Origin of the sequence: Mesorhizobium sp. M3A.F.Ca.ET.175.01.1.1, from assembly GCF_004791945.1 — a bacterium.
Lineage (GTDB): Bacteria > Pseudomonadota > Alphaproteobacteria > Rhizobiales > Rhizobiaceae > Mesorhizobium.
In genome coordinates, this window is record NZ_SRTP01000007.1 from 49,826 (window position 1) to 76,348 (window position 26,523).

Sequence of the window (26,523 nt, forward strand, 5' to 3'; positions counted from 1 at the left end):
ATAGCGGTCGGCGAACGACCATCGCACGTGTGCTGCAGTGCTGATTGGCGTATCAGTGTGCGGCGTCCGGCGGATCAGCGGGCTCGCGTACCAACCGTCCATCCGATCACGGCTTGCGCAATAACGTCCGCAACGTCGGCATGGCTCGCATCGTTGATGAGATCGTGATGGGTATTGGCGAACAGGTGATGCTTTGCGCCTGGAATTCGTGACGCCCAGCGCCGCGCGAGATCAGGAGGGCAAAACATGTCCTTGTCCCCGCTGATCATGAGCGCGGGAAGGCTGAGTTCAAGCAATCCGGCCTGTATCTGCTCACAGACCGGCGCCGAGAGGACGCTTCTTAGATGGACGAAGGCCATCGATGCATCGAACTTGAGTGGGTCAAATTCCAGTTCGTCTAGATAGAAGGGGTCAAGCGACATCACGCCTTGCTCAGCCTGGCGCTCTTGCTCTTGGCTGATCCCCTCGACAGGCATGCCGCCGAGCACCACCCCACGGAAGGGGCCAGCGCCGGCAATGACCACCGCAGCTGCCGTCATCGCGCCCATCGAATGTCCTACCAGCGCCATTGGAAGCCCGGGGTCTTCCCGCTGCGCTATCCCTGTCAGGCGCTCGGCATTCGTTCTTAGATAGGCCATGGAGCCGGGATTGCCCCGCTCGCCATCCGAGAGCCCGTGTCCGATTGCATCAAGCGCCCAGACGCCGATTCCCTGTGCATTCAAGGAGTTCGCGAAGCGATGGTAGAGGCCGCTATGTTCGCCATATCCATGCAGAAAGACGATCTGCGCAGTGGGCTTCAGCGGAGCCCAGTGGCGGTAGTAGACCTGTCCGGAAGCGCCCTCAAACCTTGGCATCGACCACCTGTGGCGGGTTACTTCGTTTTCGGGGCAAGCCCGTTGAGGATCATGTCCATAGGAATGTCTGCGCTTGGATAGCCGCCGACAAGGATCACATTGGCATGCACGCGATAGTCGCCCGTCTGGACAAACAGCTTGCACCGATCGCGAAGGTCGTAATAATCCGGGATGTAAGGCACTTCGTAGATGTGTTTCTCATCGAAGAGCCTGGACAGCATGGCGAAGCCATCAGGATTTGCGCCGCGCATGTCCTTGGTGACGATGCAGGCCTCGATGTCGCCGACGTCGCAGATCACGGGAACGAGATCGTCGATCGACGGCACGCCGGTAACAACTTCCAGGTCGAGGATCTCCACATCAGGCGCCAACGAACGCAGCGCCTTGGCTGACGTGCCACTGCCGGCATCGGCAATGAATATCAACTCGCCATGGCGCAGGTCGGCCAGCGCCGCTGCCAACCTTTGGTTCAGTATTCTCGGCCTCAGAAGCTTCGTGGTCATCGTGCGTTCTCGCGGGTTCGATCGTCCGGCGACTGAAATCGTTTACACAAAAATTCGGTTTTGTCGATATCCTTGGCAGGAACTCTTATAACTTGGCAGGCAAGTCTGGGGGCATGGCCGGCTTGACCCAAGTGGCGGGAGGACGTCTTTCCAGGCGCGATTGCGATCTGATCGATCTTACGTGCAAGATGCCGTCGATTCTGGCGATCTTGCCGGCTCAACGCTATGACATGGTCACGGTGTGTCGCATCGCCCGCAACTCTGATGGATTGTCATGAGAACTGCAAAGAATGAAGATCTCACCGAACCAGGCGGCCACGGCGGCCAATGGCAGGCCGTCTATGAGGGGCTTCAAAAGGGCATTATCTCCGGAAAGTATCGTTCCGGCGTGCGGCTCATCGAAGACGACATTATTGAAGCCACCGGGGCAACCCGCCATGCAGTCCGCAAGGCATTTGACGAACTTGTTCGCCTCGGCCTCGCCGTCCGCTACCCGCATCGCGGCGTGCAGGTGCGGAGCTTCAGAGAGTCCGAGATCTGGCAAATCTACGAAGTCCGTGAGTGCCTCGAGCTGAAGGCAATAAGCTACTATACCGAGCCGGCGGCAAAGGAGCTCGTGCGAAAATTGAAGGCCATTGTCTCGGATCACGAGAGGGCGATCGCGAACAACGATCTTGCTGAAATGTATCTGCAGAACAATCTTTTGCACGAGGCTATATATCAACGGTGCGAGAACGAGTTCCTACTCGACGCCATTAAGCATCATTCGCTTCTCTCGCACCTGATTCATACTAATTCGGTGCAAAGCAAGGATTTGCGCTCCAAAGGCGCCAAGGATCACTTGACTATGATTCAAGCGATAGAGAAGGGCGACCAGAAAACCCTGGCTCGAACGCTTCGAAACCATATCCGGACCTTCCGGGACTATTATCTTCAGCATCTGACCTCTTAAAGCGCGTCTCGCTGAAACGAATCCGGGCGACGCGCTTCAAGTCCTCATGTCGCTCGCCAAGAGCGGCCGCGCAATTCTAGGCGCCGCGCCATAGGAGCATGCCGGCTGGCCGGCCTTGGCTTGTCGGTTGACATTATCGATAAAACAGGCGGATAATATTATCGATGAAAAGGGGAAACACGAAATGCAATATGGCGCGGACAACCGCATCATCAATGGCACGATCGCGGCGGCTCTGGCCACGCTCCGCCATGGTGAGGTGATCTTCATTGCCGACGCGGGCGGCGTCATCGCTTCATCCGTGCAGGTGCCGATCGTGGACCTTGGAATTGCCCCAGGTCTGGTCTCGATCGAGCAGCTGCTGCCGCTGCTGCGCGACAATGGTGACATCGAGCGGGCTGTCGTTGCCGAGCCGATGGAGGCGCAGAGTCCCCAGAAATACAAATTCGTCGTCGACACTTTCGGGAAGGAGCGGGTCACTACCGTTCCATACCGGCCGTCTATGTATGCGATCCGCAACGCCAGCAAGTTGATCATCCGCACAGGAGATTACAGCGTCCACGGCAATATCGCCCTGGTCGGAGGCTATGCCAGCGCCGACGTCAAGTTCATTCGGAACACGGAAGTCGGGGACATCAGGATACTACCGGACTGACATGACACACGGCCGATGTTCTCGAGCGTCGGCTCTCCAGTCGAGTGAACCGTTCTGGTCAAAATTTGCCGAAGGGCCGTTCAGATGCCGTTCTTCGAAACCGCGCATGGGAAAAGCTACTACCGGTGCTGGGATGCGCGGAAGACAGTCGGCGGTGTCGTGTTTCTCCATGGTTTTGGCGAGCACAGCGGGCACTACCATCGCCTTGCGGGCGCCTTCAACGCCAGTGGCCTCGCCATGTGGGCGCTTGATCAGCAAGGACACGGCCTTTCCTATGGCGAACGTGGCGCGGTGGCGTCGATGGATCCCCTCGTCGACAATGCCGAGCGTCTGATCTCGATCGCCGCCAGCGAAGCTCCCGGCCTGCCGCTGGTTCTCGTCGGCCATTCTCTCGGCGGCATTGCCGCTGCGCTGTTGATCGCTCGTGGCGAGCGCCGGTGCCTGGGGCTGGCCGTCACGGGCACGCTGATCCAGCCGGAGACCGTTGCCATACCCGCGCCGCCGGAAGTCACCCGCGACCCATTCTATCTAGACATGCTGGCGACCGATCCATTCGCCTTCAGCGTAACGCTAGAAAGCACGGCGGCGCGGCGGGCGGCCATGCACAAGGCGCGCGGGGAGCTGGCCGCGACTCTCCCCAAGGTCGACCTTCCCGTGCTGCTGATCAATGGCGACCAGGATGTGATTGCCCCCGCCAGGTATGCCCGTGCGGTCCGCTCGCAACTCAAGAACGCCACGGTGCTCATCGTGAAAGACGGCTTCCACGACATCATCAACGACGTGCCCCACTTCGCCGTCGAGAGGCGCCTCGTCGCCTTCGCGAGGGCGGCGATCAAGGGCCGAGGGCGGTAGAAGGAAAGGCCTCTTTCAAGGTTTGGTAAGGCGCGGCTTGCAAGCCGCCAGCAAAAAAGGGAGCAGCAAATGGGTGGATTTCGAAACGAACTGCATTCGCTCGCCGTCTTGGTCGCAGGCTTGATAGGGATGGCGATGTCGGCCGGAACCGCGCAGGCCACAGATACCGTGTCCATCGCGACATCGATCGAAACACTCGACGCTTTCGTGCCTCAGTTCGGCTCGCAGGTCGGCATCTTCGCCAGGCATGACCTCGACATCAACTACGTCAAGGGCGCCAACGGGTCAGCCATGGTAGCCGCGGTGGTTGGAGGCTCGGCCGACATCACGCATGTCGGCGCGGCCCTGATCTTTCCGGCCATCCAAAAGGGTGCGGCGCTGACGGTCCTGTTGGGCAACTACGACATCGACTACACCTTCATCGCGCACAAGGACGCCGGAGTCGACGTCAAGAAGGGATATCCGGCTTTCCTGAACGATCTCAAGGGCAAGCTGATCGGCGTCGCCGGTCGCGGGGGCGCAACCGAGCTCTACGTGCGCAAGATGTTCACCGACGCGGGCATGAATCCCGACAAGGACATCACCTTCATCGCGATCGGCACTGGCTATGGCGCGGCGGGCGCCTTCACCAACCGCCAGGTCGATGCGATGGCCAGCATTCCGCCGAGCTCGACGTTGATCGGTCCGGACAATCTCGATGTGCTGGTCGATCTCAATGCCACGCGCAACAAGGTGTTTGATCCCGAGTATCTCTTCACGGTTTTCACCGCCAATTCGGATTTCATCAAAAACCGCCCGCAGGTTGCCCAGAATTTCTGCAAAGCGGTCATCGAGACGATCAGCTACATGAAAGACCCTGCGAACGAACAGAAACTGGTCGATTTCACCGCAAAGACGCTCAAGCTCGATGCGGGCAAGGCCAAGGCGTTGATCGACGTCTACAAATCGGGCTTCAATGCCAAGCTAACCAAGGAGCGCTGGGAAGGCATGAAGAAATATGCCGCTTTTGTTCCAGACTGGACGATGAACGCGTATGAGCCCTGCGCGAGCCTGACTTCGGGCTGAGGTGGCCGAGTTGGTCGCCGCGGCAGGTTCATCGGGCTTAAAAGGGAAGGCCGGTCGGCCTTCCCACCGGAATGTCGCGCGGCTCAAGCGACTTGCTGGACAAATCGGCGTCGGAATAGCCTTTCTGGCGTTGTGGCAACTCGTCTACATGTCCGGCGTCGTCAAGCCGCTGATTTCGCGAAGTCCCGGGCAGGTGTTCTGGTTTTTCGTCCAGATCGCCACCGATGGCACGCTTCTGCCAGCGCTCTATTCCACGGTCGAGGCAACAGTGGTCGCTTTCGTGCTGGCCTCATTCGTTGGAGTAGTCATCGGCATCGGCCTTGGTCTGTTTCCCAAAGTTGAGGAACTGCTGGACCCCTATATCAGTGCGTTCAACGCGATGCCGCGGATCGCCTTCGCGCCGGTATTCATACTGCTTTTCGGCGTCAGCCAGGCAGCCAAGATCGCGCTTGCCTTCAGCGTCGTGGTTTTCATCCTGATGGTCAACGCGCGCGCCGGCATTCGCACCGTCGACCGCGATATCAGGCTGATGGTGACGGTCATGAATATTTCCAAGCGGGATATGTTCATGAAGATCCTGCTGCCCAGCGCCGTACCCTCCATTTTCGCCGGACTGCGCCTTGGCATCATCTATTCGCTTCTCGGCGTCGTGACCTCCGAGATATTGGCGTCCCGGGTAGGGCTCGGCCAACTCATTGCGGGATATGCCGGTACTTTTCAGCTCGAAGGGGTCTACGCCGTCTGCATCGTGCTGGCCGTGATCGCTTCTTTGCTCAATGCCGGGATGGCTCTGCTCGAACGCTATCTGCTCGGTGCGCGAGCGCTCTAAACCGCGAGGACCAGGGACGATGGCACCAAGCATATCGCCTGCCGCGGGAACCGACGGTGTCGCCGCCAGGATTTCCGACGTCGTGATGGAGTTCCAGACCACGTCGGGACCAGTGCGCGGGCTGGATGATGTGTCGTTGGAACTGCGAGAGGGAGAGTTCCTGGTTCTCGTCGGACGTAGCGGTTCCGGCAAGACCACTGCGCTCAATGTCCTGGCCGGGCTCCACACTGCAACGATCGGCGAGGTGAGCGTACTTGCCCAACCGCCCGTCGCCGCGCGTCCACAGCTCGGCTACATGTTCGCGCGCGATGCTTTGCTGCCATGGCGAACTGCACTCAAGAACGTAGAGTTCGGGCTGGAAGTGCGCGGTTTCGCAAAAAGCGAAAGACGGGCCTTGGCCCGAGACTATCTGGACCTCGTCGGTTTGAAGCGCTTTGCCGATAATTATCCAAGTCAGCTCTCCCAGGGCCAGCGGCAGCGTGTGGCGCTCGCTCGCACCTGGGCGCCTTCGCCGAAGATACTGTTGATGGACGAGCCTTTTTCGGCGCTCGACGCACAGACGCGTGAATCGCTTCACGAGGAGTTCGTGCGCATGTGGGCCGCTGACAAGAAGAGCGTTGTCTTCGTCACCCACGATCTGAACGAGGCGATCACCTTGGCCGACCGGATCCTTGTTTTCAAAGACGGCAAGATCGCCAAGGAATTCTCGATCCCTTTCGCTCGACCTCGGGACCTCGTCGATATCACCGCGGACCGGACGGCACGCGACATCTATCATGAGATCAGGCAACTGCTTTATCAGCATTAGCCGGCCGATAGCCGTCCCCGGGGTGGGCGGCGTGCACTGGTCAGCAGCTAACCCGGTGGATGCGTGGCCATGTAAACGTTTACGCCATTGGCGGATTGAGTTAATGCGGACTCTCTGGCCGAGACCCCATTTCTGGATTGCCGCGTCCACCGTTCGGACCAAGCGCGCCCTCGGTAAAACGAGTTCAGTCGAGGCGCATTAAGATTGTCGATTCGGGAATGTATGTGCCTTCCAGTACCGCTGCACCCTTTCTCGGCGGCAGCATCTCGGCCACGCGGACGATGGTCAGCTTGGGGGCAGGCTGCCGAAGCCGAGCAGGTTGCTTGCATCGCGCAGGTCCGGGAGCGTTACGATACCTTCCGGAAAGGCGGTTGGCGAGGGGCCGCCTCGAATTCCGAGGAATGCGATTCCCAGCTCACAGGCAGCGGAACATTCCGTGATTGAATCGCCGACCGCCACCACGGTTTCGCGCGAAAGCCCCATGTGCAACATCCGCGCGAAGGCCTCGCGTTTTTTCGTCGGCGCGCCGATGACCAGCTCGAAATAGTGATCAAGGGCTCGCTGACGGATGACCTCGACCAGTTCTTGCTGCGGGGTTCCGGAAACGACGAAAAGCCTGGAACGCCCAGTCGCTTTTTCAAGCAGTTCCCGCGCGCCGGGAATGAAAGGCGCAGCGAGGATCTTCTCAAAAACGATTTCTGAGAACCTCTTCGACAGCAGCGCCAATCGCTCCTCGGTCGGGGCGCTACCCACTATCTGTTTGTCGAAATGGTCGAACTTCTCCCGGCGTGAAATACCGCCATGCAGCCGCTGGTAGCTCAGGATGGGTTCCCTCCACTGCTGTCCATAGCCGGAATAGATTTCAGCGAACGCCTCTGCTTTGATCTCGGCAGAGTCAAGGATGACGCCATCGAAATCGAATATGATAGCGGCGGGTCGAGAGGGCAGAAGCGGCTGACGGGGCATGACGGTGCCTATGTGCACACTCGACTTCGCGGGTGTGAAGCGCCCGCGGACCTGGATTTAGACGGCCGCGGCCAAGCGCAACTGTTTCAGAGCGCGCGGCGGGCACGCGGATTTTCTTACGATCAGGTGCGAATCAAGCCTGACGAAGCGAGGGGGCTCACCGTTCGACAGCGAGCTGTGGAGCATTTCGGCCGCCAACCGGCCCATTTCCTCGGCAGGCACGGCTATGGTCGTCAACGGGGGGTCCAGCTGCGCTGCATATTCTGCATCATCGAACCCGACGATCGAGATGTCCTGGGGAACACGGATTCCGAGCCGCCGACTTTCGCTCAAGGCTCCAAACGCCATGACATCGGTGTTGCAGACCACCGCCGTGGTCTCCGGGTATTTGTCCAGGATTGCGCGTATTGCCTCGGTTCCGTCCCGGATGGTGAAATTGCGAATGATTATGTTCGCTGCCCCATGGAGATTTCTCGATCCGACGAAATCCTTGTAGGCGGCGATCCGAGCGCGCTGGCGATCGCTACCCCTCGGGCTGCCGGCAATCATGGCGAAATTTCTGTGCCCCAAATCGGCAAGGTATTCCATCGCGCTTTGCGTAGCCGCGTAATTGTCAAATCCAATGCAGGGCACGATCTCGTCGGGCAGATATGAGTAGGTCGTCACCACCGGGATATGGGGTTGCTTGAGATAGCTCACGAGCGCCGGGTCCTCGATCGCGCCAACCAGAAGAAGCGCCTCGGCGCCGCGATCTACCAATGTTTTGACCTTCTCAAAAACGTTGGCGTGTTCGAAGCCGGTTGTTGCAACGATCGTCATGTAGCCGTGCTGCGCGAAGCTATCCTGAAAGTGGTTGATCATCTTCGCAAAGATCGCATAGTCCAGCGTCGGGATCGCCGCCCCCACGATATGGGTCTTACGAGAGCGCAGCGCTTTTGCCGCCGGGTTGGCCGCGTAGCCGAGGTTCTGCGCAGTCGCCAGGACCCGTCGGCGAACATCCTCGCTGACGAGGTCAGGCAGATTGAACGCCCGCGATACGGTGGCCACCGAAACCCCCGCCTCGCGGGCAACGTCGAAGACCCCTGCCTTCTTCTTCAACTTGGGTTGCTTGGCTCTTTTGCCCGGCATAAGCCGCACCATTTCGTTGGCTTTTGTTCACCTAGGGCTTTTGTCCTCGACTTCACCTCGCTTGACAAGCCATAAAACGCTCCAATATGTAATCGTTTACAGAAATTTCTATCTTGATGTGGGTTTGGGCTTGACATCTTTGTTCGGCTCGCGAAGAATGAAAACGTTTACATGAGTTGGGAGCGTCGAGGCCGGCTTTTGCCCGTCTCGCATAAAAGGGAGAATCCACAATTGACCGCGTCGATCAGACTGCCAGTGTCTCGTCGCAACTTCCTGAAGGCCACTGCCGGCCTTGCTGCCGCCTTGGCCGCCTATCGCGCCTCGTCAGCATATGCGGAGGAAGTGACGCTCAATATCCTCAATAGCAATTCAGTCTGGGCAGGGGCACTCACCGACCAGGTGGCGAAGGCATATACAGCCGCGAAGATCACCGGGGAATCCAACCCTTACGAATCTCACTACGAAAAGATGCTGATCGAACTTTCACAGGGTTCGGAAACGTTCGACATCATCACCACCGACAGCCTCTGGGTCCGGCAGCCGCAGCGCAACAAGTGGGCGCCCACGATGGAGGACATCAAAGCCGCCAACCCTGACCTTCCCGAGATCAAATATGGGAACGTCACAGAGGGATCGCTGCAATATTCCATCTACCAGGGCAAGCACTACGGCCTGCCGCTCGCCATGACGATTCCGGTCTTCATCTATCGCAAGGATCTGTTCGAGAAAGCCGGTATCGACAAGGTGCCGGTCACCTGGGACGAGTATGTCGCGGCTGCCAAGAAGCTGCACAGCTCAGACATTGCCGGAAACACGCTTTGCCTGGGAGGACAAGACGCTCACATGTCCGGTGACTGGATGACGCGCGTCATGGGCATGACGAAGCTTGCGCCGACCGACGACGGCTGCTTCAACGACGCCAATGAGCCCGTCTTCAATTCCGAGGGGCAGGGCGAGCATGCCATCGAAAGGCTGAAGGAGGTCTTGCAGTATTGCCCGCAAGGGGTGTCCGGGTTCGACTACCCAGAAGGTCAGTCCGCGATCGGGCAGGGAACCGCTGCCATGATCATTTCCTGGTCGGACGCGCTCTCCGGCATTGAGGGCGGACCGCATGCCGGCAAGTTCGGCTACGCGGTGGCGCCGACCGAGAAGTTCCAGCAGTCGATGATTGGCGGCTGGACAGTGGTGCTCAACGCCGCCAGCAAAAAGCAGGCTGACGGTTACAGGTTCCTGGCCTGGCTTGCCGATGGCGGTTACAAGTATTTCTCGGAAGCGGGTGAAACCTCGATCTGCTACAAGCCGGATCTCGAAAATCCGGACATGATCAAAAAGATTCCGGGGCTCCATGTCTTTGAGGATTTCAAGACCCGCGGGACCCAGCCGATCGCGATCCCGCCTTATCGCCTGACCAATGCGGTGGAAGTGCAGCGGGCAATCTACGAGGAAGTCCTCGCCGGCGTGACTGGGCGAAAGACCCCGAAGACCGCGATGGTCGATGCCGTGGATCGGGTGGGAAAGCTCGTCAAGGGCTGAAGTGCCGCCCGCAAGCGCCTGGATATACCAGCGCTCGTCGAACAAGAACGCGCTGTGCGGGCAGATGCCCGCTCGGCGCCGTCGGGATCAAGGACCATGACAGTCAGCTTAGAGGGTTTGCCCGTCGCGACCGATCGAGCCAAGCGTGCCGGAGAGCGTTACACCGGCATGATCCTGCTCGCGCCGACCATGATCATCATGACGGTTGTCGGGCTCTTTCCGCTCCTGCACTCGCTCTATATGAGCCTCACCGGCTATCGCCCCTCGGATCCGGACAAGTTCCAGGGATTTGTCGGCCTCGCCAACTACGCCGATGCAGTGTCGGACGCCCAGTTCCTGCATTCGATCCTGCTGACGCTGCTGTTCACCGTCTTGTCCGTGGGGCTGTCTCTCACCTTGGCCGTGCTGCTGGCGCTCCTCTTCAATGTCAGGCTCCGCGGTTTCACGCTGCTGAGGACCATCATCATCGTCCCGATGCTGATCACGCCGATCGCCGTCGGCATCACCTGGCGCATCATGATGATGCCCGACCTTGGCGTGCTCAATTACGTTTTGAGCCTCGTCGGCATTCCACCGCAGCCATGGGCCGGCGAGAAGGCCAGCGCCATGGCCTCGATGCTGCTGGTCGATGTCTGGCAGTGGACCCCCTTCATGTTCCTGATCATCTTCGCCGGCCTCTCGGCCCTGCCCAAGAGCCCCTTCGAGGCGGCGGCGATCGACGGCGCCTCGCCGATCCAGACCTTCTTCATGGTCACGCTGCCGATGCTGAAACCGGTGATCGTGATCGCGAGCCTGCTCAGGATCGTGGATGCCATCCGCACCTACGACACGGTCTATATCATCACACGTGGCGGTCCCGATTTCGCCACCGACCTGCTCAGCATCTACCTGGCAAGGGTCAATTTCCGCTTCTTCAGCCTCGGCTATGGTGCTGCGCTATCCTGGCTGACGCTCCTCATCATCCTCGCCGTGGTTCTCATCTTCGTGAAATACACGGGCTTCATGCGCATGGTGAACGAAAAGGAGGCCCGCTGATGTCAAGGTCGATCACGCGACGCGGCTCCATCCTCAGCGACATCGGCTACTACGTCCTTGCCCTGATGGCGACCGCCTTCTTTGCTTTCCCCATCGTGTGGATGACGCTTTCTTCGCTGAAATCAGATGTCGACATAGCGGCTTATCCACCGAAGTGGATTTTTGCTCCGACATTAGAGAGCTACCGCAAGCTTTTTACGGAGCTGAATGCGATGGATGCCTTGATCAACAGCGCATTCATCGTCTGCCTGGCTACTCTGTTTGCAATGATCGCAGGGACGCTCGCCGCCTACGGACTGGCGCGTTTCGACGTTAAGAACAAGAACTTCATCGCCTTCGAGGTTCTGTCGATCCGCATGCTGCCGCCGATGGTGAGCGTCATCCCGCTGTTCATCATCGCCAAGCAGCTGGGCATCTTCGACACGCCGTGGCTGCTGATCGCCGTTTATACGTTGAACGGATTGCCGTTCGTGGTCTGGGTGATGCGCGTCTTCATCCAGGAGATTCCGCAATCGATCGAAGAGGCTGCCTTGATAGATGGATGCAGCCGCTTCGAATGCTTCTGGCGCGTGACCTTGCCGCTGCTTTTGCCCGGCTTGGCTGCGACGATGGTGATCATATTCATGTTCGCCTGGAATGAATTCCTGCTGGCCAGCATTCTGACGTCTTCCGAGGCGCGCACGCTGCCGGTGATCGCGGCGAGCTCGATCAAGGCCAAGGCGATATCGTGGGGATTGGGCTCGGCGGCCGGCGTGCTGATGTCGTTGCCGGTCGTCGTGCTCGTCCTGTTGATGCAAAAATACCTGGTCAGGGGCCTGACGCTTGGCGCCGTGAAGGGATGAGGAACGACAATGGGTATCGAAGTCAAATCTGTCTACAAGCGCTTTGGCGCCTTCACTGCTGTGAACGGCGTGTCGGTCGACATCAAGGACGGCGAATTCTTCGTCATGTTGGGTCCCTCCGGTTGCGGCAAGACGACGACATTGCGCATGATTGCCGGACTGGAGCTTCCCAGCGACGGCCAGATCAAAATCAATGGCCGCGACGTGACATATGAGGAACCTCGTCACCGCGATATTGCGATGGCGTTCCAGGACTACGGTCTCTATCCGCACCTATCCGTGTTCCAGAACATTGAGTTTCCTCTGAAGGTGCGCAAGATCGCCGAGGGAGAGCGCAAAAAGAAAGTGCATGCGACCGCGGAAAAACTCGGAATTGCCGAGTATCTGGATCGCAAACCGGGACAGATCTCCGGCGGGCAACGGCAGCGCGTCTCCCTGGCGCGGGCGTTGGTGCGCAATCCCCGCGTCTTTCTGATGGATGAGCCACTTTCGAACCTCGATGCGAAGCTGCGCGCCACGATGCGCACCGAGATCAAGAAGCTGGTTACCAGCCTCGGCATCACCACCGTCTACGTGACCCATGACCAGATCGAAGCAATGTCGATGGCCGACCGGATCGCCGTCATGCGCAAGGGTGATATGGTCCAGGTGGCAACGCCGCTGGAGATCTACGACAGGCCAAGAACCGAGTTTGTGGCCGATTTCATCGGTTCTCCGCCCATGAACCTGTTCCCTGCTCATTTTGACCGCAAGAAGGGAATTGCCGCCTCCGTCCAGCCCTTTGCCGACAGTCTGTCAGGGGAGGTCGCCGACAAGGCAAGCAGCTTTGCCGACGCCCAAGGACAATTCTTCGTCGGGGTCCGCCCCGAGCATCTCTTGATCGTTGGTGACGGCGTCGAAGGCGCCGCGTCGGCAAGCGTCGATTTCGTCGAGCCGCTTGGGCAAACCACCAATGTCTATGTCGACTGCGGTGGTCACAAGTTCATCGTCGTCACCGATCGAACTGAGGCGAGGGTCGGCGACGTGGTCGGCGTGCTTGTTGCGCCAGGCAAGAGCCGGCTCGTCGCGCCAAACTGACCGAGGAAAATGGATCGATGGACGTCCGTGAATACGACAATTGGATCGACGGCGGTTGGGCAGGCGCCGATCGGAAGGTGGAACGCAAATCGCCAGCCCATGGCAGGCTGCTAGCCCGTTTCGCGCAAAGCGACGAGCAGGCGGTAAGGGCTGCTGTCGGGGCCGCCCGCAAAGCCTTCGACACGAGATCTGTCTGGTCATCGATGCCTGGCGCCGAAAGGGCCAAGGCCCTTGGGCATTGGGTCGATTTGATGACCCGTGACCTAGAAAGGTTGGCCTTGATCGAGGCAGAAGAGGTGGGAAAGCCGATCCGCTTCGCCAGGGCAGAGATTGAGTGGTCAATTGAGCTGGCGCGCTATGCGGCAGCGCTTGCCTGGCAACTCCCAGGAGACCTCGTCTCCAACATCGGTGACGCAAATCTGGGTCTTGTCACCCGTGAGCCGCGCGGCGTGATTGCAATGATCACGCCATGGAACTTCCCCATGGTGACTCTGTTCCAGAAGCTGCCCTTCGCGCTCGCGGCCGGCTGTACGGTTGTGGTCAAGCCATCGGAGCTGACCTCTGGTTCGACGCTGGAAATCGCCAAGCTGGCGACAGAGGCCGGCATCCCAAATGGCGTCATAAATGTGGTAACCGGCTCGGGCCGGACGGTCGGCGAGATCCTCACCGGGCATCGAGATGTCGACATGATCTCGTTTACCGGATCGACCGCGGTCGGGATCAGGATCGCGCAGCGCGCGGCCGAGCAGGTCAAGCGCGTTGGCCTCGAGCTAGGCGGAAAGGCGGCAAATATCGTCTTTGCCGATGCCGACATCGATGCGGCGCTGGATGGCATCCTACTCGGCTACATCCTCAATCAGGGCGAAGAATGCGTCCAGGGCACCAGGCTTCTTGTTGAGGATAGCGTTGCGGAAAGCTTCCTGGAGAAGCTGGTCGAGCGCTCTAAGAAGATCCGCCTCGGCTTGCCGACGGATGAGGACGCGGACGTCGGAGCGCTGATCCACGAGAAGCACATGGAACAGGTGCTGTCATACATCGAGTCCGGTTTAGAGGAGGGCGCGACGCTTCTGCTCGGTGGCAACCGTGTCACCGAAAACGGCCTCGGCATGGGCTATTATGTTGCCCCTACCATCTTTTCCAACGTCACCCCCGACATGACCATCTTTCGCGAAGAGATTTTCGGCCCGGTGCTTGCGGTCACGCGTTTCAAGAGCGTCGAGGAAGCAATCGCGCTCGCCAATGACACGAACTATGGTCTGGGCAACGGGCTATGGACGAAGGACATCGACAAGGCGATACGCGTTTCGCGGGAACTTCGCAGCGGGACGGTCTACGTCAACACATTTCTCGAGACCGCGGCCCAGATGCCGTTCGGCGGCTTCAAGCAAAGCGGGATCGGTCGTGAAAACGGGTTGGACGGCCTGCTCGAGTTCACCGAGGTGAAGTCGACCTTCATCAAGCTTGGGAAACGCACCCACGCCCTGCCGCACACCCTGACAACCTCGGCAAGATCGTAAGGAGTGCCCCGGTGACGGACAAGAAGGCGTTCGATTATATCGTCATAGGTTCAGGCTCGGCAGGCTCCGTGATAGCGTCCAGGCTGGCCGAGGACCCGTCGACCACGGTTCTGCTCCTGGAAGCGGGTCCCTCCGATCAGCACATATATATCCGGATGCCGGCGGCCCTTGGTTTTCCGCTGATGAACGACCGCTTCAACTGGTTCTACAATTCGGAGCCGGAACCGCACTTGCAGGGGCGGGTCATACATGAGGCGAGAGGGCGCGTGCTGGGCGGCTCGTCCTCCATCAATGGCATGAATTGGGTCCGCGGCAATCCTTGGGACTATGACAACTGGGCGTCGATCGGAGCTGACGGATGGTCCTATGCGCAATGTCTGCCCTATTTCAAGAAAGCCGAGACATTCGACAAGGGAGCGAACGCTTATCGCGGCGGCTCCGGTCCGATGCGGATCGAGACCTGCAAGGCGGAAAATCCTCTTTACCACGCCTTCCTGAGGGCGGGGGTGGAGAGCGGTCTGAAGCATGTTGCTGATCACAATGCATATCAGCAGGAAGGCGTTCACATAACCCAGCGCAACGTCCATGACGGAATTCGCTGGAGCACCTCGCAGGCCTATATCCATGCCCAGCCCCGCAAGCCCAACCTCACCGTGCTCACCGGCGCTAGGGTCACCGGCATCGAAACGAGCAACAAGCGCGTCGTTCGGGTTGCTGTGACCACAAAAGCCGGCGCCCAGCAATTTGAGCCGGAGCGCGAAACAATCCTGTGCGGGGGAGCGCTAAATTCCCCACAACTGCTGCTGCTATCCGGCATTGGCCCTGCCGATGACCTCAGAAAGGCCGGGATTGCGCTGAAACACCACCTGCCTGGCGTCGGTCGAGGGTTGAAGGATCATGTGGCTGCCCCTGTCATGTATCGCGCTACGAAGGACGTATCGGCTGCCAAGGAACTCTCAACCTTCGGCAAGGCGAAGCTCGGGCTTCAGTGGCTCCTCTTCAAGAAGGGGCTTGGCGCGACCAATTTCTTCGAAGTCGGCACCTTCATGCGCACGAGGGAAGAAGAAACCATACCGAACGTGCAGTTCGAGTTCGTGCCGATGCTGGGCGAATTCCAGCACGGCAACGTCAAGCTCGAGAACGGCTTCCAGTACTTCCTGAGCCTGATGAGGCCCAAGAGCGAGGGACGCGTGTGGGTAGAGTCGGCCGATCCAAGGGCGGCGCCGAAATTCCTGTTCAACTATCTCGAGCATCCTGACGACATGCTGCAGGCTGTTCAGGCCGTGAAGGCGATCCGCAACGTGGTCCGCCAGAAGGCATGGGACGAGTTTCGCGGCGTTGAAGAAATGCCCGGCCCCTCGATCGCCAGCGACGAGGATATCGCCAATTGGCTGCGCGGGATTGCCGGCACCAACTACCATCCATGCTGCACCTGCAGAATGGGCGAGGGGGATGACGCGGTCGTCGACAAGGAAGCAAAGGTGCACGGCATTGAGGGCCTCAGGGTCGTCGATGCCTCGATCATGCCTGAGATCGTCAGCGGCAACCTCAACGCCCCGGTCATCATGATGGCTGAGAAGGTCGCGGACGCCATTCGCGGGATAGCGCCGTTGCCCGCCGACCCGCAGCCTTACCACACCGCCTAAGGCGCGCGAGCATCAAATGCAGCAATCGCTTGATCTACGGCATGAAAACGATTACAACTATGGAAATCCATGGTTAGCAATGTGGTTCCGGACCGCTGGTGGCTAACAGGAAGTATACAGCGAAATCTATAGCTTGCGGCGACCGAGTCATTCCATGCGGAATGAGGTCGCGCCGCAAGTTCAACGGTCAATCAGTCGCGCAAAAGGAGCAAAGACGTGAGTGAACTAAAAGGCATCTGCGTGCCGATCTGCACGCCATTCAAGGACAATGGCGCTGCGCTCGACGAGGGCGCATTGGCGGCAAATATCGACTCGCTGATCGAGGCGGGAATTCACATCATCGCCGTGAATGGCGGGACCGGAGAGTTTCCTTTCCTCACCGAGACCGAGAAGCGGCGCATCGCCGAGATCGCGGGCAAGCGGATCAATGGCCGGGCCAAGCTTATCGTCCAGACGTCTGCCCTGCGCACCGAAGACGCGATCGACAACTCGAAGCACGCGCGGGACGCTGGCGCGGACGCATTGCTCATCCTGCCGCCTTTCTTCGAGGGGCCGAGCGAACCGGGAGTGCGCTACCACTACGAGCAGATTTCCAAGGCCGTCGCGACCCCCATCATGGTCTACAACATTCCCCAGTATACCGGCTTCGACATCACGCCTGACGTCTTCAAGCGCTTCAGTGAGATCGACAACGTCAAATACATCAAGGACAGCACGTCGAACATGATGCGCATCGATCAGCTCTCGGCCCAGGGCGCCAAGGTGTTCAACGGTTGCGACTATCTGAATTTCTACAGCCTTGTCAGCGGCGCGCCCGGCGTGTTCACCGGGTCCGGCAATGCCGTACCGAAGCAGCTGGTCAAGCTCTACGATCTCGTTCAAGCCAAGAACCTCGCCGAGGCGGCCGCTCTTTGGCTCAAGCTGCGCCCGCTGTCGCTGCTGCTTTGGACGTCTCCTTTCAACCCCGTCGCCAAGGCAGCGAGCACCAAGACGGGACGCCCCGTCGGCGAGTGCCGGCTTCCTGTCCTGCCGCTCACCGAGGCGGAGGTGAAGCTGGTCGACCAAGCCCTCGACGCCGCCGCCTGAGGTGAGCGCCCTTGCCCCGGGGACACCGTCTCCCCGGGGCGGGCCTGGATGCCGCCGGTCCGCTGCGGCATGCTTGGCAATTCACCGGTCGTCATTCGGCCGCACCTCGGAACGCTCGCAAGCGACTGAACAAGGAGGACGACACATGCGGTTATCGCGGATGATAAACGTTGTCGGCGCCCATGCCGAGGGCGAGCCCAACGACGTCATCACCGGCGGCGTCATCGACGTCCCTGGCAAGACGATGTTCGAAAAGGCGCGCTGGCTGGAGACAAAGGGCGACGATCTTCGCGCGTTCCTTCTCCATGAGCCGCGCGGCAAAGTCACACTTTGCACCAACCTGGTCCTGCCCTCGTCTCACCCCGACGCCCAGATGGGGTACGTGATCATCGAGCCGGCGTCCTATCCGCCGATGTCGGGGACAAACACCATCTGCACGGTCACCGTGCTGCTTGAGACGGGCGTCATCGCCATGCAGGAGCCCGTCACCAAATTGACACTCGAGGCGCCGGCGGGGCTGATCGAGGTCGAGGCGCAATGCCGCAACGGAAAATGCGAAAGCGTGAAGTTCCGGAACCAGCCATCCTTCGTCCTGCATCGCGACCGGATGATCGAGGTCGCTGGCATTGGATCTCTTCGCGTCGACGTCTCCTATGGCGGGATGATCTACGTGATCGTCGATGCAGGCGACTGCGGCTTCGCGATCGAGCCATCGGAAGCGCGCGACCTGTCGGACGTCGGGGAAAAGATCAAGCGCGCGGCGGCTGAGCAGCTGCCTTCGATCCATCCCGAGAACCCTGCAATTCACACCATAAACCAGACACTTTTCGCCGGTCCGCTCACGGTCAGCGACGGGGTAAAGTCATCGCGCAACGGCGTGATCGTCTCGCCTGGCCGCCTCGACCGCTCGCCCTGCGGCACCGGGACTTGCGCGCGGCTGGCGCTCCTCCATGCCCGCGGCGAGATCGCGCCCGGCGAAAAATTCATCCACGAATCGATCATCGGGACAAAGTTCGAGGGCGAGATATTTCAGACTTCCAAGGTGGGCAACGTCGATGCCGTCTCCGTCGCGATCAGCGGGCGGGCCTGGATCACCGGCTTCCACCAGTTCGTGCTCGATCCGAGTGATCCGTTCCCCACCGGATACACGCTTTCCGACACCTGGCCTAACGCCTGATCGACACCCTTCAATGCGATCCGCAGGAGTTTAACATGAATGTCCACACAGACTTCCACGCCGAAGCCAAGACACTGAAATTCGAGACCAGGGCCTTCATTGATGGCGCCTATGTCGCGGCCAAATCGGGCGAGACCTTCGAGACGGTGAATCCGGCAACAGGCAAGTTGCTGGCCAACGTGGCTGCCGGCGGGGCGGAGGACGTCGATCTCGCGGTCAAGGCGGCGCGCCGCAGCTTCGAAGCCGGCACCTGGTCGGGCCTGCCGCCGCGAGAACGCAAGAAAGTCCTGCTGCGCTTTGCGGATCTGATCGAGAAACACAGCGCCGAGCTGGCGCTCATCGAAACGCTCGACTGCGGGAAGCCTATCAACGATTCCATCAATGTCGACTTGCCCGACTCCATCGAGACATTGCGCTGGCATGCGGAGGCGACCGACAAGATCTACGACCAGGTGTCTCCGGCGCCACGCGACGTCGTGTCGATGATCGTGCGCGAGCCGATCGGCGTCGTCGGCGGCGTGATCCCCTGGAACTTCCCGCTATTCGTCGCCATGTGGAAGCTGGCGCCCGCCCTGGCCGGGGGCAACTCCCTGGTCCTGAAGCCGGCCGAGCAGACATCCCTGTCATTGATCAGGCTGGCGGCGCTGGCATCCGAGGCAGGCATACCTGATGGCGTGTTCAACGTCGTTCCTGGCCTGGGACCGACTGCCGGTCAGGCCATAGGCCTGCACAGAGACATCGATTGCGTCAGCTTCACGGGATCGGGAGAGGTGGGTCGGCTATTCCTCAAATATTCGGCAGACTCAAACATGAAGCGCATCATCCTCGAATGCGGCGGCAAGAGCCCTGCCATCGTGATGGGCGATGTCAGGAATTTCGCTCCGATAGTCGAGAACGTCGCGACCGGGATTCTTTTCTGCCAGGGCGAGAACTGCTCGGCCGGCTCGCGCCTCATCGTCCATGAGAGCATCAAGGACCGCCTGCTCGAGGAATTGAAGCCAGTCTTCCAATCCTGGACTGTTGGCGACCCGCTCGAGCGCACAACGCGCATTGGAGCCATGATCGAGCAGGAGCATCTTGCCAAGGTGCTCTCCTACATCGAAACCGGACGCAAGGAAGGCGCCAGGATCGCCCTGGGCGGAAGCCAGATACTGGCGGGTACGGGCGGCAGCTTCGTCGAGCCGACCATTTTCGATGGTGTTTCCAACAATATGAAGATCGCCCGTGAGGAAATCTTCGGCCCGGTGCTGTCGGTGATCACTTTCAAGGATGAGGCTGAGGCGGTGCGCCTGGCAAACGACACCAACTACGGCCTCGCCGCGTCCCTCTATACCGACGATCTCAACACCGCCCACCGCGTCGCCAAGCAAATCCGCGCAGGAACTGTTTCGGTGAACTGCTATTCGGAAGGTGACTTTGCCGTGCCGTTTGGCGGCTACAAGGAGTCCGGCTTCGGCGGCAAGGACAAGGGCCTGGCCGCGCACGATCAGTACACGGAGACGAAAGCCGTGTGGATCCAACTGCGCTGACGACATCGCCTGGCCAGCGTCTGCGCTGGCCAGCACATTCCCGATCGGGAACTGAACGCGCCTGCGGCTTCGCAGGTGGATCCCCATTGCTTTGAGGTAGGCTGATGACGTCCAAAGAAACGCTAAGGGCAGAGCGGCTTGCCGCGCTGCGGCTGACGGCCGCCGGGCGCCCAAGGCGAACCGCCAACCCATTTTTTGGCGTCGGCCCCATCACCGACCTCACCGCCGACGAGGTTGATGCGCGGCTCCTGCGTTTCGAGTTCGATGCCTGGCTGGAACGCAACTACAGGAAGCTCGACGACAGAGGCAACGATATCGGCCCCTTCACCACCGCGGAGATCGGCCGCAGCATGCATCGCGGCTATCCGGCCGACAAGATCCTGCTCGACATGATGCGCGAGATACATCGCTACTTCGGGTTCCCCAAGTCGAACCAGATGGCGGTCGGACTTGGAGGAGGACATAGCGGCTTCACCGCTTGCGTCATGCACCTGATGAACGCGAGCAACGACAAGCAAGGGGTCTACGTCGATACGCCAGCGCCGGAATCGGAAGCGGCAGGCTCCGGCGGCTTCTTCCGCCAGTCTTGGGGTGCCCAGCTTGTCGAACTGCATCGCTATTCAAAGCGAGGCGACGAACGGCGCGTACACTTCTCGCCAACAGAAGGGACCATTCCATCCGCCGGCTATCTGCGCGGCTTGGGGATCGAACTCTTCATCGGCGTCGGTCATGAAACGACTGGCGCCACCACCTACACATCGCAGGATATCTCCAACCTCCTGGAATGGCTCCGCAGCGACCCAGAAAACCATCACGCCGTCCTGGACGCCACATCGCTGCTTGGAGCAATGCCTTGGGGCGACCACGTCGTGCGGGAACTTCTGGCAAGGACCTGCATGTTCATGCCGTTCCAGAAGGCGATCGGCGGCGTCTCCGGTTACTTTGTCGCGACGTTCACGCCGCAAGCGCTGCGGCTGATCGAGCGCAACCAGCGGGATCCTTCCTGGGCAATTCCTCGCCAGCTCAAAATCGCTGTGCCAGCGGACCCCAAACGGCCTTTGAGCGGCGATCGCTCGGTCGCGGTCGGACCGCTTTACGATCCGCAAGGCGACAAGATGCTGGGCGGCGTTATCAATACCTACTCCGCGCTCGCATTCGCAGAGACGACTTTCGGCCTACTGCGCTCCGAGAGGCGGCTCGGCTCGGTGGAGAATCTCAATCGACGCTCAACAGCCAATCGGGACGCCATCAACGACTGGGTGTCGCGCAGTCCGGTGCTTCGGCTCAGCGTCACCGAGCCTGAACGCCGCGGCGCCGCTGTGACGCTGTTGGAGGTGGTGGACCCAGCCTTGGAGAGTTCGGGTCTGCACGCACGCATCATTGCGCGCTCCAAGCAACTGCTTGGCTACGAAGGGATCACCCATCCTGACGGAAATCACGAGCCCGGGCTAGACGTGGCCCGTTACGTCAACGCGTTCCCGGGCACGCCGGGCGACTATCGCGCCTGGATCGGTGGGGTTCGCGCCCCAGACGATGTCGTCGCGCTGCTGGACAATCTGCAATATGCCTATCTCAGGGCCAAGGTCGCGGTGATCGAGGAGGAACTCGCCAAGCTCGGAGAACGCTTTCCTTCGTCACCGAGCACAATCGAGAGCGGCCGCAACGGCAATGCCAGCCGAACCTATACCGTGCTTGTCGCTGATCCGATCGGATTGCGATTTGGGCCAGAGGGCACGCCTGACCATAGCGAGGTGCGCGCGCACATGGAGGCAAGGGGAGGCGTCTTCCACCTTGGGGCTGTCTGCCGTGAAGCGCTTGAGCCGGGCCGCGTCCATTTCTCCTATCAGCCGGACCTAAGCACCGCCGACGAGATCCTGCAGCAGACCGACAAAGGTCAGTACGACGCCGTCATTGCGGCAGCTACGGCAATCCCGGAAGGAGCGGTCTTTTCAGAGGGCGGCGTGCGCATCGGCGCGGGCACCGGCAACATGCAGTCCAGATCCTGGGGAGGACCCAACGGCGGCGGCCCTGCGCCTTTGATGAACACGCCAAGCTTCAACAGCCGGGCCACGGCGCAGATGGCGCTCAAGGCGATGCTGAAGGTGGTTCCCGATCTTCCCGTCGATGAATTGCATCAAAGGGTAGTCGACGGGCATTTCGATACCGCGAGGAACCTCCGCGAATTCCCTACCGAAAAGATCGAAGGCAAGAAGGTCGCCATCATTGGATATGGCAATATCGGCAGGGAGTTGGCCAAGCTTTGCAAGGCGTTGCGCATGCGTGTCTGTGTGCATGCCCGCGCAATTCACCGCGAGTGGATAGAGGCCGAGGGCCTCAAATATGCACCGACGCTTCAGGACGCCGCGCGTGGCGCCGACTTCATAAGCCCCCACACCGGCCTCGGCGCATTCGACCAAGCTCGAGGACGCTTCGCAAATGTGGGACTGATCGACGGCGAGATACTCTCACTTCTCAACGATGGTGCCGTGGTCATAAATTACGACCGCGGAGAGATCATCGATGCTTCGGCGCTGGCAGCCGCCCTTGATTGCGGAAAGGTCCGCCATGTCGCGGTCGACGCCGACATCTTCTTCGACGGCCAGACATCCTCCTTCGTCGGCCCGCTGGTCCCGTATCGTCAGCTGGCTCTCAAGTTTCCAGGCAAGCTGGAGCTTCTGCCGCACGCGGCCGCCGACACCGATCACCCTCTCGAGTGGCCGGCGCCAAACAGGCCGTCGATCAGATTCTCGACGCTATTCTCAACCGTCGGATTGTCAACCGCAAGGGCGAACTGCCCTCGGGCTACATCGACGGTGGATCCCGCACGGTTCCCGGCATCGGAAAGCCTTCGCGCGATCAGCTTGCCGCCGTCATTGCCGACCGGCCAACGCTGGAGGAAGGCAGGGCACTGAGCGAGAGACTTGCCGCGATATTCGGTGCCTTGTCATGTGCCGAAACAGAGGCGCAGCAATCCCTTCTCACGCAATACGGCAGTCAGCTGGTGGAAACCGGCGCGCGCCTCAATAGCCTTCTTGAGGAGAGGGGGCTCTGATGCAGGCGCGCCTCTCGCTTGGCGCTGCCCGTCGAGGGGACGACGAGGCGCTGCCGGACTTCGAATTCTTCCGCAGGCTGGCCGATGCGGCTGCCGCCGAGACGCTGCCGAGATTTCGCACAAGAGGGTCGCATAATGCCAAGAACACGACCGACATCGCATATGGGCCTGTGAGCGAGGCGGCTCACGCGGCCGAAAAAGCCATCCGCGGGACCATAGCCGCCGACTATCCAATGCACGCAATGCTGGGCGACCAATTCGGGCCGTCAGGATCAGGGCCGATCCAGTGGGTCATCGATCCGATCAATGGTGCAAAAGCTTTCCTGTGTGGCCTTCCGGTCTGGGGGACCCTGATAGGCCTCACGATAAATGGCCGCGCAACGATGGGCATGATGAGCCAGCCCGAAACCGGGGAATGCTTCTGGTCCGATGGAACGAGATCGATGTGTCGCTCCGCCCTTGGCGAGACTGTCTTGAGAACGAGTGGAGTTCAGCTCCTGTCTGACTCGATTTGCCACACGAATTCTCCTGAACCCTTTGCACGCCGTCCGGGCAGGGGCTTTGCTCGACTCGCCTCGTCGGTCAAATTCACGAGGTACGGCGGCGACTGTTACGCATTCGCCATGCTCGCGGCCGGCCAGATCGACCTTTGCGTGGAACTTTCCTTGCAAGCCTGCAACATCGCAGCGCTGATCCCGGTCATCGAGGCCGCCGGCGGCGTGGTCACCCGCTTCGACGGGGGCCGCGCGGAGCGAGGTGGAAACATCCTGGCATCGGCAAACGCCATCCTGCATGAGGCAGCGCTGCGGGTGCTCAATGACATCTGAACGACGGCCACCAGATTTGGGAATGTGTGGCAACGACGCGGTGCCAAAAAAAAGCAACGGCAGCCGAACCGAGGGGGGATCCCGCCTATGGGGCTGGTTCTGGGTGGTTGTCGCGACAGCGGCCATGTATCTGCTTGTCTGGGTGACTCGGTAACCGCAACGACTATCGTTCGATTGGCCGCTCGCTCACAGGACCATCAGCTGCTTCCACATCGCGGGCGCAATGGCGATGCCGCGCTCGGCTGCCAACTTGCGGGCGGCAAGTCGGCGTTCGCCAGGAAGGCGCGTCTGTCCGGCGTCGGCCATCGCTGCGACCAGATCCTCGATCCGTTGCGTGAACATCCTCAGTGAGCCGTTTCCCCTGGTCGGATCGATCAGGATAATGGTTTCGCCCGTATGAGCCGATTCCGCGCCGGGATGAGCCGACCAGTCGACCTGATGGGAAAAGTTGCTGCTGGTCAACGCTCCGGCAAGAATGTCGATCATCATGGCGATGGACGAGCCCTTGTGCCCGCCGAACGGGAGCAGCGCTCCACCCTCCAGTATCGCTTGCGGGCTGCGGGTAGGCAGCCCTGAGGCGTCGAGGCCAATCCCCTCGGGAAGGAGCTTGTTTTCGCGCGCGGCGACCGCCACCTCGCCATGCGCCATCGCCGCTGTCGCCTGATCGAACAGCAGCACTTGCCCATCCATCCGCGGCACGGCAAAGGCCATCGGATTTGTGCCATAGAGCCGCTTGCGACCGCCATGAGGGACGACATAAGTGACGCTGTTGACGACGCCAATCGCGACCAGGCCGACTTCGGCGAATGGCTCGACATCAAGCCAAAGTGGCCCGTTGTGGTGGGCATTGCCGATCGCTAGCACGCACGCGCCGGCCGATCGGGCCTTGCCGATGGCTCGCGGCATGGCCGACTCCAGCGCCGGTCTGGCATATCCGTTGCCCGCGTCGACGTAGAGAAAGGCACTCCCCGCGTCGCGGATGTTCGGGACGGAGCGGCCGTCGACAAAGCCGCTCCTGAGATTCTTCACATAACCGGTCATCCTGAACAGGCCATGGCTTTGCGAACCATCGCGTTCGGCGCTCGCACAGTTCGTGGCCAGCACGCGAGCGACCGCATCCGACGTTCCGTTGCGCAGCAGAATGGATTCGAGCGTAGCGACAAGATCGGGGAAGCTGCGGTAGATAGGGGGTTCGTCTGAGGGCGGGTCTCTCATGATGATCACGAGTTGTCAGCAACCCGTCCCGCTGCCTGTGATTTCGGGGCCGCCAACGAGCACGCCAGGTGCCCATTGGCGGCCGAGTGCCTGGCACGGCCTGGGAGCGGATCCATGCTAGGGCACCCAACACCATGGCGCGAGCTATTCATTGACGTAACGGCGCGCGCAACCATGGCCAAGTGAGATCAAGACCTCGTGCTCAATCGTCCCGCAGGCCTTCGCGAGGTCGTGGTCGCGAACATTGGGGCCAAGAATTTCAACTGGGCTCCCCGGCACCAGCGCCCAGTCTGGAACGGCCGAGACATCCACTGTCAGAAGATCCATCGAGACGCGGCCGACAACCTGGGCTGCGAAACCTTGAACAAAGACCGTGGCGCGGCTTGAACCGGCTCGGGAGTAGCCGTTGGCATAGCCGATCGCGACGGTCGCGATCTTAGCCTGCTCGACCAGCCGATATGTCGAGCTGTAGCCGACCGGCGAACCGCGCTTCATCGTGTTGACCTGGATGATTGGGGCTATCACGCTGGCTGGTTGCAACATTGGGTTTTTCCGGCCGGTCAGCGGATTGATCCCGAACGTCGCCTTGCCAGGGCGCACCATGCCGAAAAGATAGTTCTCTCCCAGATAGACGCCAGCCGAATTGGCCAGCGACAGCTTCGCTGCAGGCAGCCCGCTGACTGCTTTCAGGAAAGCCTTCCGCTGGAATTCGCACCGGTCGAAATCGAGATCGTCGGCAGCCGAGAGGTGGGACATATAGAGGAGGGGCGGAATTCGCGAGAGCAGCGACAAGTTCTCGCGAAGCCACGCGGCATCGTCCGCAAGCAGACCAAGCCGGTTCATGCCGGTGTCGAAATGGATGATCGAGTCGAGGGGGCGCCCGATCCTATTCGCTGCCCTGTGCCATTCCTCGATCTGGTTGCGGCTGTTGAGGACGGGAATAAGGTTCGAACCGACAAATGCCTCGGTTTCTTCGGGCAGAAAGCCGCCCAGCACACAGATCGTTGCCCCCTGGAGCACGGTTCGAAGCGCCACGCCGTCATTGGCAGTTGCCACAAAAAAGGTTTTGGCGCCAACTTGCCGCAGCGCAATCGCGCACGCGATCATGCCATGCCCATAGGCGTCGCCCTTCACGACAGCCGCGCAATCGACCCCCCCAGCGATGGCGCATAAGCGCCTGTAGTTCTCTCGCACAGCTTCAAGATCGACGACCATCTCGGCCTGGTTGACCAGGCCTTGAAGTGCTTGCCCGGAGGGTGAGGAATGACTTCCATTCATGATCGACGAGCCCGTTTTAGCGTAGGAGTTTTGTAAACGTTTACATTCTCCAGCTCAATGGGAATTATGACTTTTTTTGAGCTGCTGAATCCGCTCA

General features: G+C 60.3%; 22 protein-coding genes and 1 pseudogene. 17 read left to right on the forward strand and 6 right to left on the reverse strand.

Going from position 1 to position 26,523, the window contains the following annotated elements:
* Nucleotides 1-74 precede the first annotated feature (74 nt).
* Together EN818_RS17665 and EN818_RS17670 are read right to left on the reverse strand one after the other, a co-directional pair.
* Entirely contained in the window at nucleotides 75-854 is a 780-nt protein-coding gene (locus EN818_RS17665) for an alpha/beta fold hydrolase (protein WP_127404873.1), read from the reverse strand.
* Between the two features lie 17 nt (nucleotides 855-871).
* On the reverse strand, nucleotides 872-1,357 hold the full coding sequence (locus EN818_RS17670; RefSeq protein ID WP_210212542.1) for an RbsD/FucU domain-containing protein: 486 nt from the start codon (nucleotides 1,355-1,357) through the stop codon (nucleotides 872-874).
* Nucleotides 1,358-1,631: 274 nt separating this feature from the next.
* Between EN818_RS17670 and EN818_RS17675 the strand changes: the two genes are divergently transcribed.
* The 6 genes from EN818_RS17675 (at nucleotide 1,632) to EN818_RS17700 (ending at nucleotide 6,518) form a co-directional block, all read left to right on the forward strand.
* Nucleotides 1,632-2,309 (forward strand): GntR family transcriptional regulator, encoded by a 678-nt coding sequence (locus EN818_RS17675; protein WP_127404872.1) that lies wholly within the window; start codon nucleotides 1,632-1,634, stop codon nucleotides 2,307-2,309.
* 127 nt (nucleotides 2,310-2,436) lie between these two features.
* Entirely contained in the window at nucleotides 2,437-2,964 is a 528-nt protein-coding gene (locus EN818_RS17680; protein ID WP_135904957.1) for an RbsD/FucU domain-containing protein, read from the forward strand.
* An 84-nt stretch (nucleotides 2,965-3,048) separates the two neighbouring features.
* The gene (locus tag EN818_RS17685; RefSeq protein WP_135904955.1) at nucleotides 3,049-3,816 is read left to right on the forward strand and encodes an alpha/beta fold hydrolase; all 768 of its coding nucleotides are present in this window, start codon (nucleotides 3,049-3,051) and stop codon (nucleotides 3,814-3,816) included.
* Between the two features lie 69 nt (nucleotides 3,817-3,885).
* Nucleotides 3,886-4,881 carry an ABC transporter substrate-binding protein gene (locus tag EN818_RS17690; protein ID WP_127404869.1) on the forward strand — a complete coding sequence of 332 codons (996 nt, stop codon included), beginning with the start codon at nucleotides 3,886-3,888 and terminating at the stop codon, nucleotides 4,879-4,881.
* Between the two features lie 10 nt (nucleotides 4,882-4,891).
* Complete coding sequence (locus tag EN818_RS17695) at nucleotides 4,892-5,710, forward strand: ABC transporter permease (RefSeq protein WP_210212541.1); 819 nt, start codon at nucleotides 4,892-4,894, stop codon at nucleotides 5,708-5,710.
* Nucleotides 5,711-5,729: 19 nt separating this feature from the next.
* Nucleotides 5,730-6,518, forward strand: coding sequence for an ABC transporter ATP-binding protein (locus EN818_RS17700; protein WP_186815533.1), 789 nt, complete (start codon nucleotides 5,730-5,732; stop codon nucleotides 6,516-6,518).
* A gap of 285 nt (nucleotides 6,519-6,803) precedes the next feature.
* Here the strand turns inward: EN818_RS17700 and EN818_RS17705 are convergent, their stop codons facing one another.
* Nucleotides 6,804-7,484, reverse strand: a complete 681-nt coding sequence (locus tag EN818_RS17705) for an HAD hydrolase-like protein (RefSeq protein ID WP_135904953.1) — start codon at nucleotides 7,482-7,484, stop codon at nucleotides 6,804-6,806.
* 57 nt (nucleotides 7,485-7,541) lie between these two features.
* A complete protein-coding gene (locus EN818_RS17710) occupies nucleotides 7,542-8,582 on the reverse strand; it encodes a substrate-binding domain-containing protein (RefSeq protein WP_186815532.1) in 1,041 nt (346 codons plus the stop codon).
* 261 nt (nucleotides 8,583-8,843) lie between these two features.
* Here EN818_RS17710 and EN818_RS17715 point away from each other — a divergent pair, with 261 nt between their 5' ends.
* The 11 genes and pseudogenes from EN818_RS17715 (at nucleotide 8,844) to EN818_RS17765 (ending at nucleotide 23,933) form a co-directional block, all read left to right on the forward strand.
* Nucleotides 8,844-10,145, forward strand: a complete 1,302-nt coding sequence (locus EN818_RS17715) for an extracellular solute-binding protein (protein ID WP_186815531.1) — start codon at nucleotides 8,844-8,846, stop codon at nucleotides 10,143-10,145.
* Between the two features lie 96 nt (nucleotides 10,146-10,241).
* Nucleotides 10,242-11,180: a sugar ABC transporter permease gene (locus tag EN818_RS17720; RefSeq protein ID WP_127404864.1), complete on the forward strand. Its 939-nt coding sequence runs from the start codon at nucleotides 10,242-10,244 to the stop codon at nucleotides 11,178-11,180.
* Nucleotides 11,180-12,022, forward strand: a complete 843-nt coding sequence (locus tag EN818_RS17725) for a carbohydrate ABC transporter permease (protein ID WP_127421266.1) — start codon at nucleotides 11,180-11,182, stop codon at nucleotides 12,020-12,022. The genes EN818_RS17720 and EN818_RS17725 overlap by 1 nt, the downstream gene beginning before the upstream one ends.
* 9 nt (nucleotides 12,023-12,031) lie before the next feature.
* Nucleotides 12,032-13,099, forward strand: a complete 1,068-nt coding sequence (locus EN818_RS17730) for an ABC transporter ATP-binding protein (protein WP_127404862.1) — start codon at nucleotides 12,032-12,034, stop codon at nucleotides 13,097-13,099.
* 17 nt (nucleotides 13,100-13,116) lie between these two features.
* Nucleotides 13,117-14,616: an aldehyde dehydrogenase family protein gene (locus EN818_RS17735; RefSeq protein ID WP_127404861.1), complete on the forward strand. Its 1,500-nt coding sequence runs from the start codon at nucleotides 13,117-13,119 to the stop codon at nucleotides 14,614-14,616.
* Between the two features lie 11 nt (nucleotides 14,617-14,627).
* Nucleotides 14,628-16,262: a choline dehydrogenase gene (locus EN818_RS17740; protein ID WP_186815529.1), complete on the forward strand. Its 1,635-nt coding sequence runs from the start codon at nucleotides 14,628-14,630 to the stop codon at nucleotides 16,260-16,262.
* A 216-nt stretch (nucleotides 16,263-16,478) separates the two neighbouring features.
* Complete coding sequence (locus tag EN818_RS17745; RefSeq protein ID WP_135904951.1) at nucleotides 16,479-17,348, forward strand: dihydrodipicolinate synthase family protein; 870 nt, start codon at nucleotides 16,479-16,481, stop codon at nucleotides 17,346-17,348.
* Between the two features lie 145 nt (nucleotides 17,349-17,493).
* Nucleotides 17,494-18,525 carry a proline racemase family protein gene (locus tag EN818_RS17750; RefSeq protein WP_127421261.1) on the forward strand — a complete coding sequence of 344 codons (1,032 nt, stop codon included), beginning with the start codon at nucleotides 17,494-17,496 and terminating at the stop codon, nucleotides 18,523-18,525.
* A gap of 35 nt (nucleotides 18,526-18,560) precedes the next feature.
* On the forward strand, nucleotides 18,561-20,054 hold the full coding sequence (locus EN818_RS17755) for an aldehyde dehydrogenase (protein ID WP_127404834.1): 1,494 nt from the start codon (nucleotides 18,561-18,563) through the stop codon (nucleotides 20,052-20,054).
* Nucleotides 20,055-20,158: 104 nt separating this feature from the next.
* A pseudogene (locus EN818_RS17760) lies at nucleotides 20,159-23,106 on the forward strand (NAD(P)-dependent oxidoreductase).
* A complete protein-coding gene (locus tag EN818_RS17765; RefSeq protein WP_135904949.1) occupies nucleotides 23,106-23,933 on the forward strand; it encodes an inositol monophosphatase family protein in 828 nt (275 codons plus the stop codon). The pseudogene EN818_RS17760 and the gene EN818_RS17765 overlap by 1 nt, the downstream one beginning before the upstream one ends.
* Before the next feature lie 186 nt (nucleotides 23,934-24,119).
* Here EN818_RS17765 and EN818_RS17770 read toward each other — a convergent pair whose 3' ends face one another.
* Both EN818_RS17770 and alr read right to left on the reverse strand, forming a co-directional pair.
* Nucleotides 24,120-25,148 carry an Ldh family oxidoreductase gene (locus EN818_RS17770; protein ID WP_135904947.1) on the reverse strand — a complete coding sequence of 343 codons (1,029 nt, stop codon included), beginning with the start codon at nucleotides 25,146-25,148 and terminating at the stop codon, nucleotides 24,120-24,122.
* Between the two features lie 144 nt (nucleotides 25,149-25,292).
* Nucleotides 25,293-26,426, reverse strand: coding sequence for an alanine racemase (gene alr / locus EN818_RS17775; RefSeq protein WP_135904945.1), 1,134 nt, complete (start codon nucleotides 26,424-26,426; stop codon nucleotides 25,293-25,295).
* Nucleotides 26,427-26,523 lie beyond the last annotated feature (97 nt).

What these genes read in the sequence shown, in the direction of transcription:
- EN818_RS17665 (WP_127404873.1), bottom strand. Translation starts at nt 854, where the DNA reads ATGCCAAGGTTTGAGGGCGCTTCCGGACAGGTCTACTACCGCCACTGG.
- EN818_RS17670 (WP_210212542.1), bottom strand. Translation starts at nt 1,357, where the DNA reads ATGACCACGAAGCTTCTGAGGCCGAGAATACTGAACCAAAGGTTGGCA.
- EN818_RS17675 (WP_127404872.1), top strand. Translation starts at nt 1,632, where the DNA reads ATGAGAACTGCAAAGAATGAAGATCTCACCGAACCAGGCGGCCACGGC.
- EN818_RS17685 (WP_135904955.1), top strand. Translation starts at nt 3,049, where the DNA reads ATGCCGTTCTTCGAAACCGCGCATGGGAAAAGCTACTACCGGTGCTGG.
- EN818_RS17690 (WP_127404869.1), top strand. Translation starts at nt 3,886, where the DNA reads ATGGGTGGATTTCGAAACGAACTGCATTCGCTCGCCGTCTTGGTCGCA.
- EN818_RS17700 (WP_186815533.1), top strand. Translation starts at nt 5,730, where the DNA reads ATGGCACCAAGCATATCGCCTGCCGCGGGAACCGACGGTGTCGCCGCC.
- EN818_RS17705 (WP_135904953.1), bottom strand. Translation starts at nt 7,484, where the DNA reads ATGCCCCGTCAGCCGCTTCTGCCCTCTCGACCCGCCGCTATCATATTC.
- EN818_RS17720 (WP_127404864.1), top strand. Translation starts at nt 10,242, where the DNA reads ATGACAGTCAGCTTAGAGGGTTTGCCCGTCGCGACCGATCGAGCCAAG.
- EN818_RS17725 (WP_127421266.1), top strand. Translation starts at nt 11,180, where the DNA reads ATGTCAAGGTCGATCACGCGACGCGGCTCCATCCTCAGCGACATCGGC.
- EN818_RS17730 (WP_127404862.1), top strand. Translation starts at nt 12,032, where the DNA reads ATGGGTATCGAAGTCAAATCTGTCTACAAGCGCTTTGGCGCCTTCACT.
- EN818_RS17735 (WP_127404861.1), top strand. Translation starts at nt 13,117, where the DNA reads ATGGACGTCCGTGAATACGACAATTGGATCGACGGCGGTTGGGCAGGC.
- EN818_RS17750 (WP_127421261.1), top strand. Translation starts at nt 17,494, where the DNA reads ATGCGGTTATCGCGGATGATAAACGTTGTCGGCGCCCATGCCGAGGGC.
- EN818_RS17755 (WP_127404834.1), top strand. Translation starts at nt 18,561, where the DNA reads ATGAATGTCCACACAGACTTCCACGCCGAAGCCAAGACACTGAAATTC.
- EN818_RS17765 (WP_135904949.1), top strand. Translation starts at nt 23,106, where the DNA reads ATGCAGGCGCGCCTCTCGCTTGGCGCTGCCCGTCGAGGGGACGACGAG.
- EN818_RS17770 (WP_135904947.1), bottom strand. Translation starts at nt 25,148, where the DNA reads ATGAGAGACCCGCCCTCAGACGAACCCCCTATCTACCGCAGCTTCCCC.
- alr (WP_135904945.1), bottom strand. Translation starts at nt 26,426, where the DNA reads ATGAATGGAAGTCATTCCTCACCCTCCGGGCAAGCACTTCAAGGCCTG.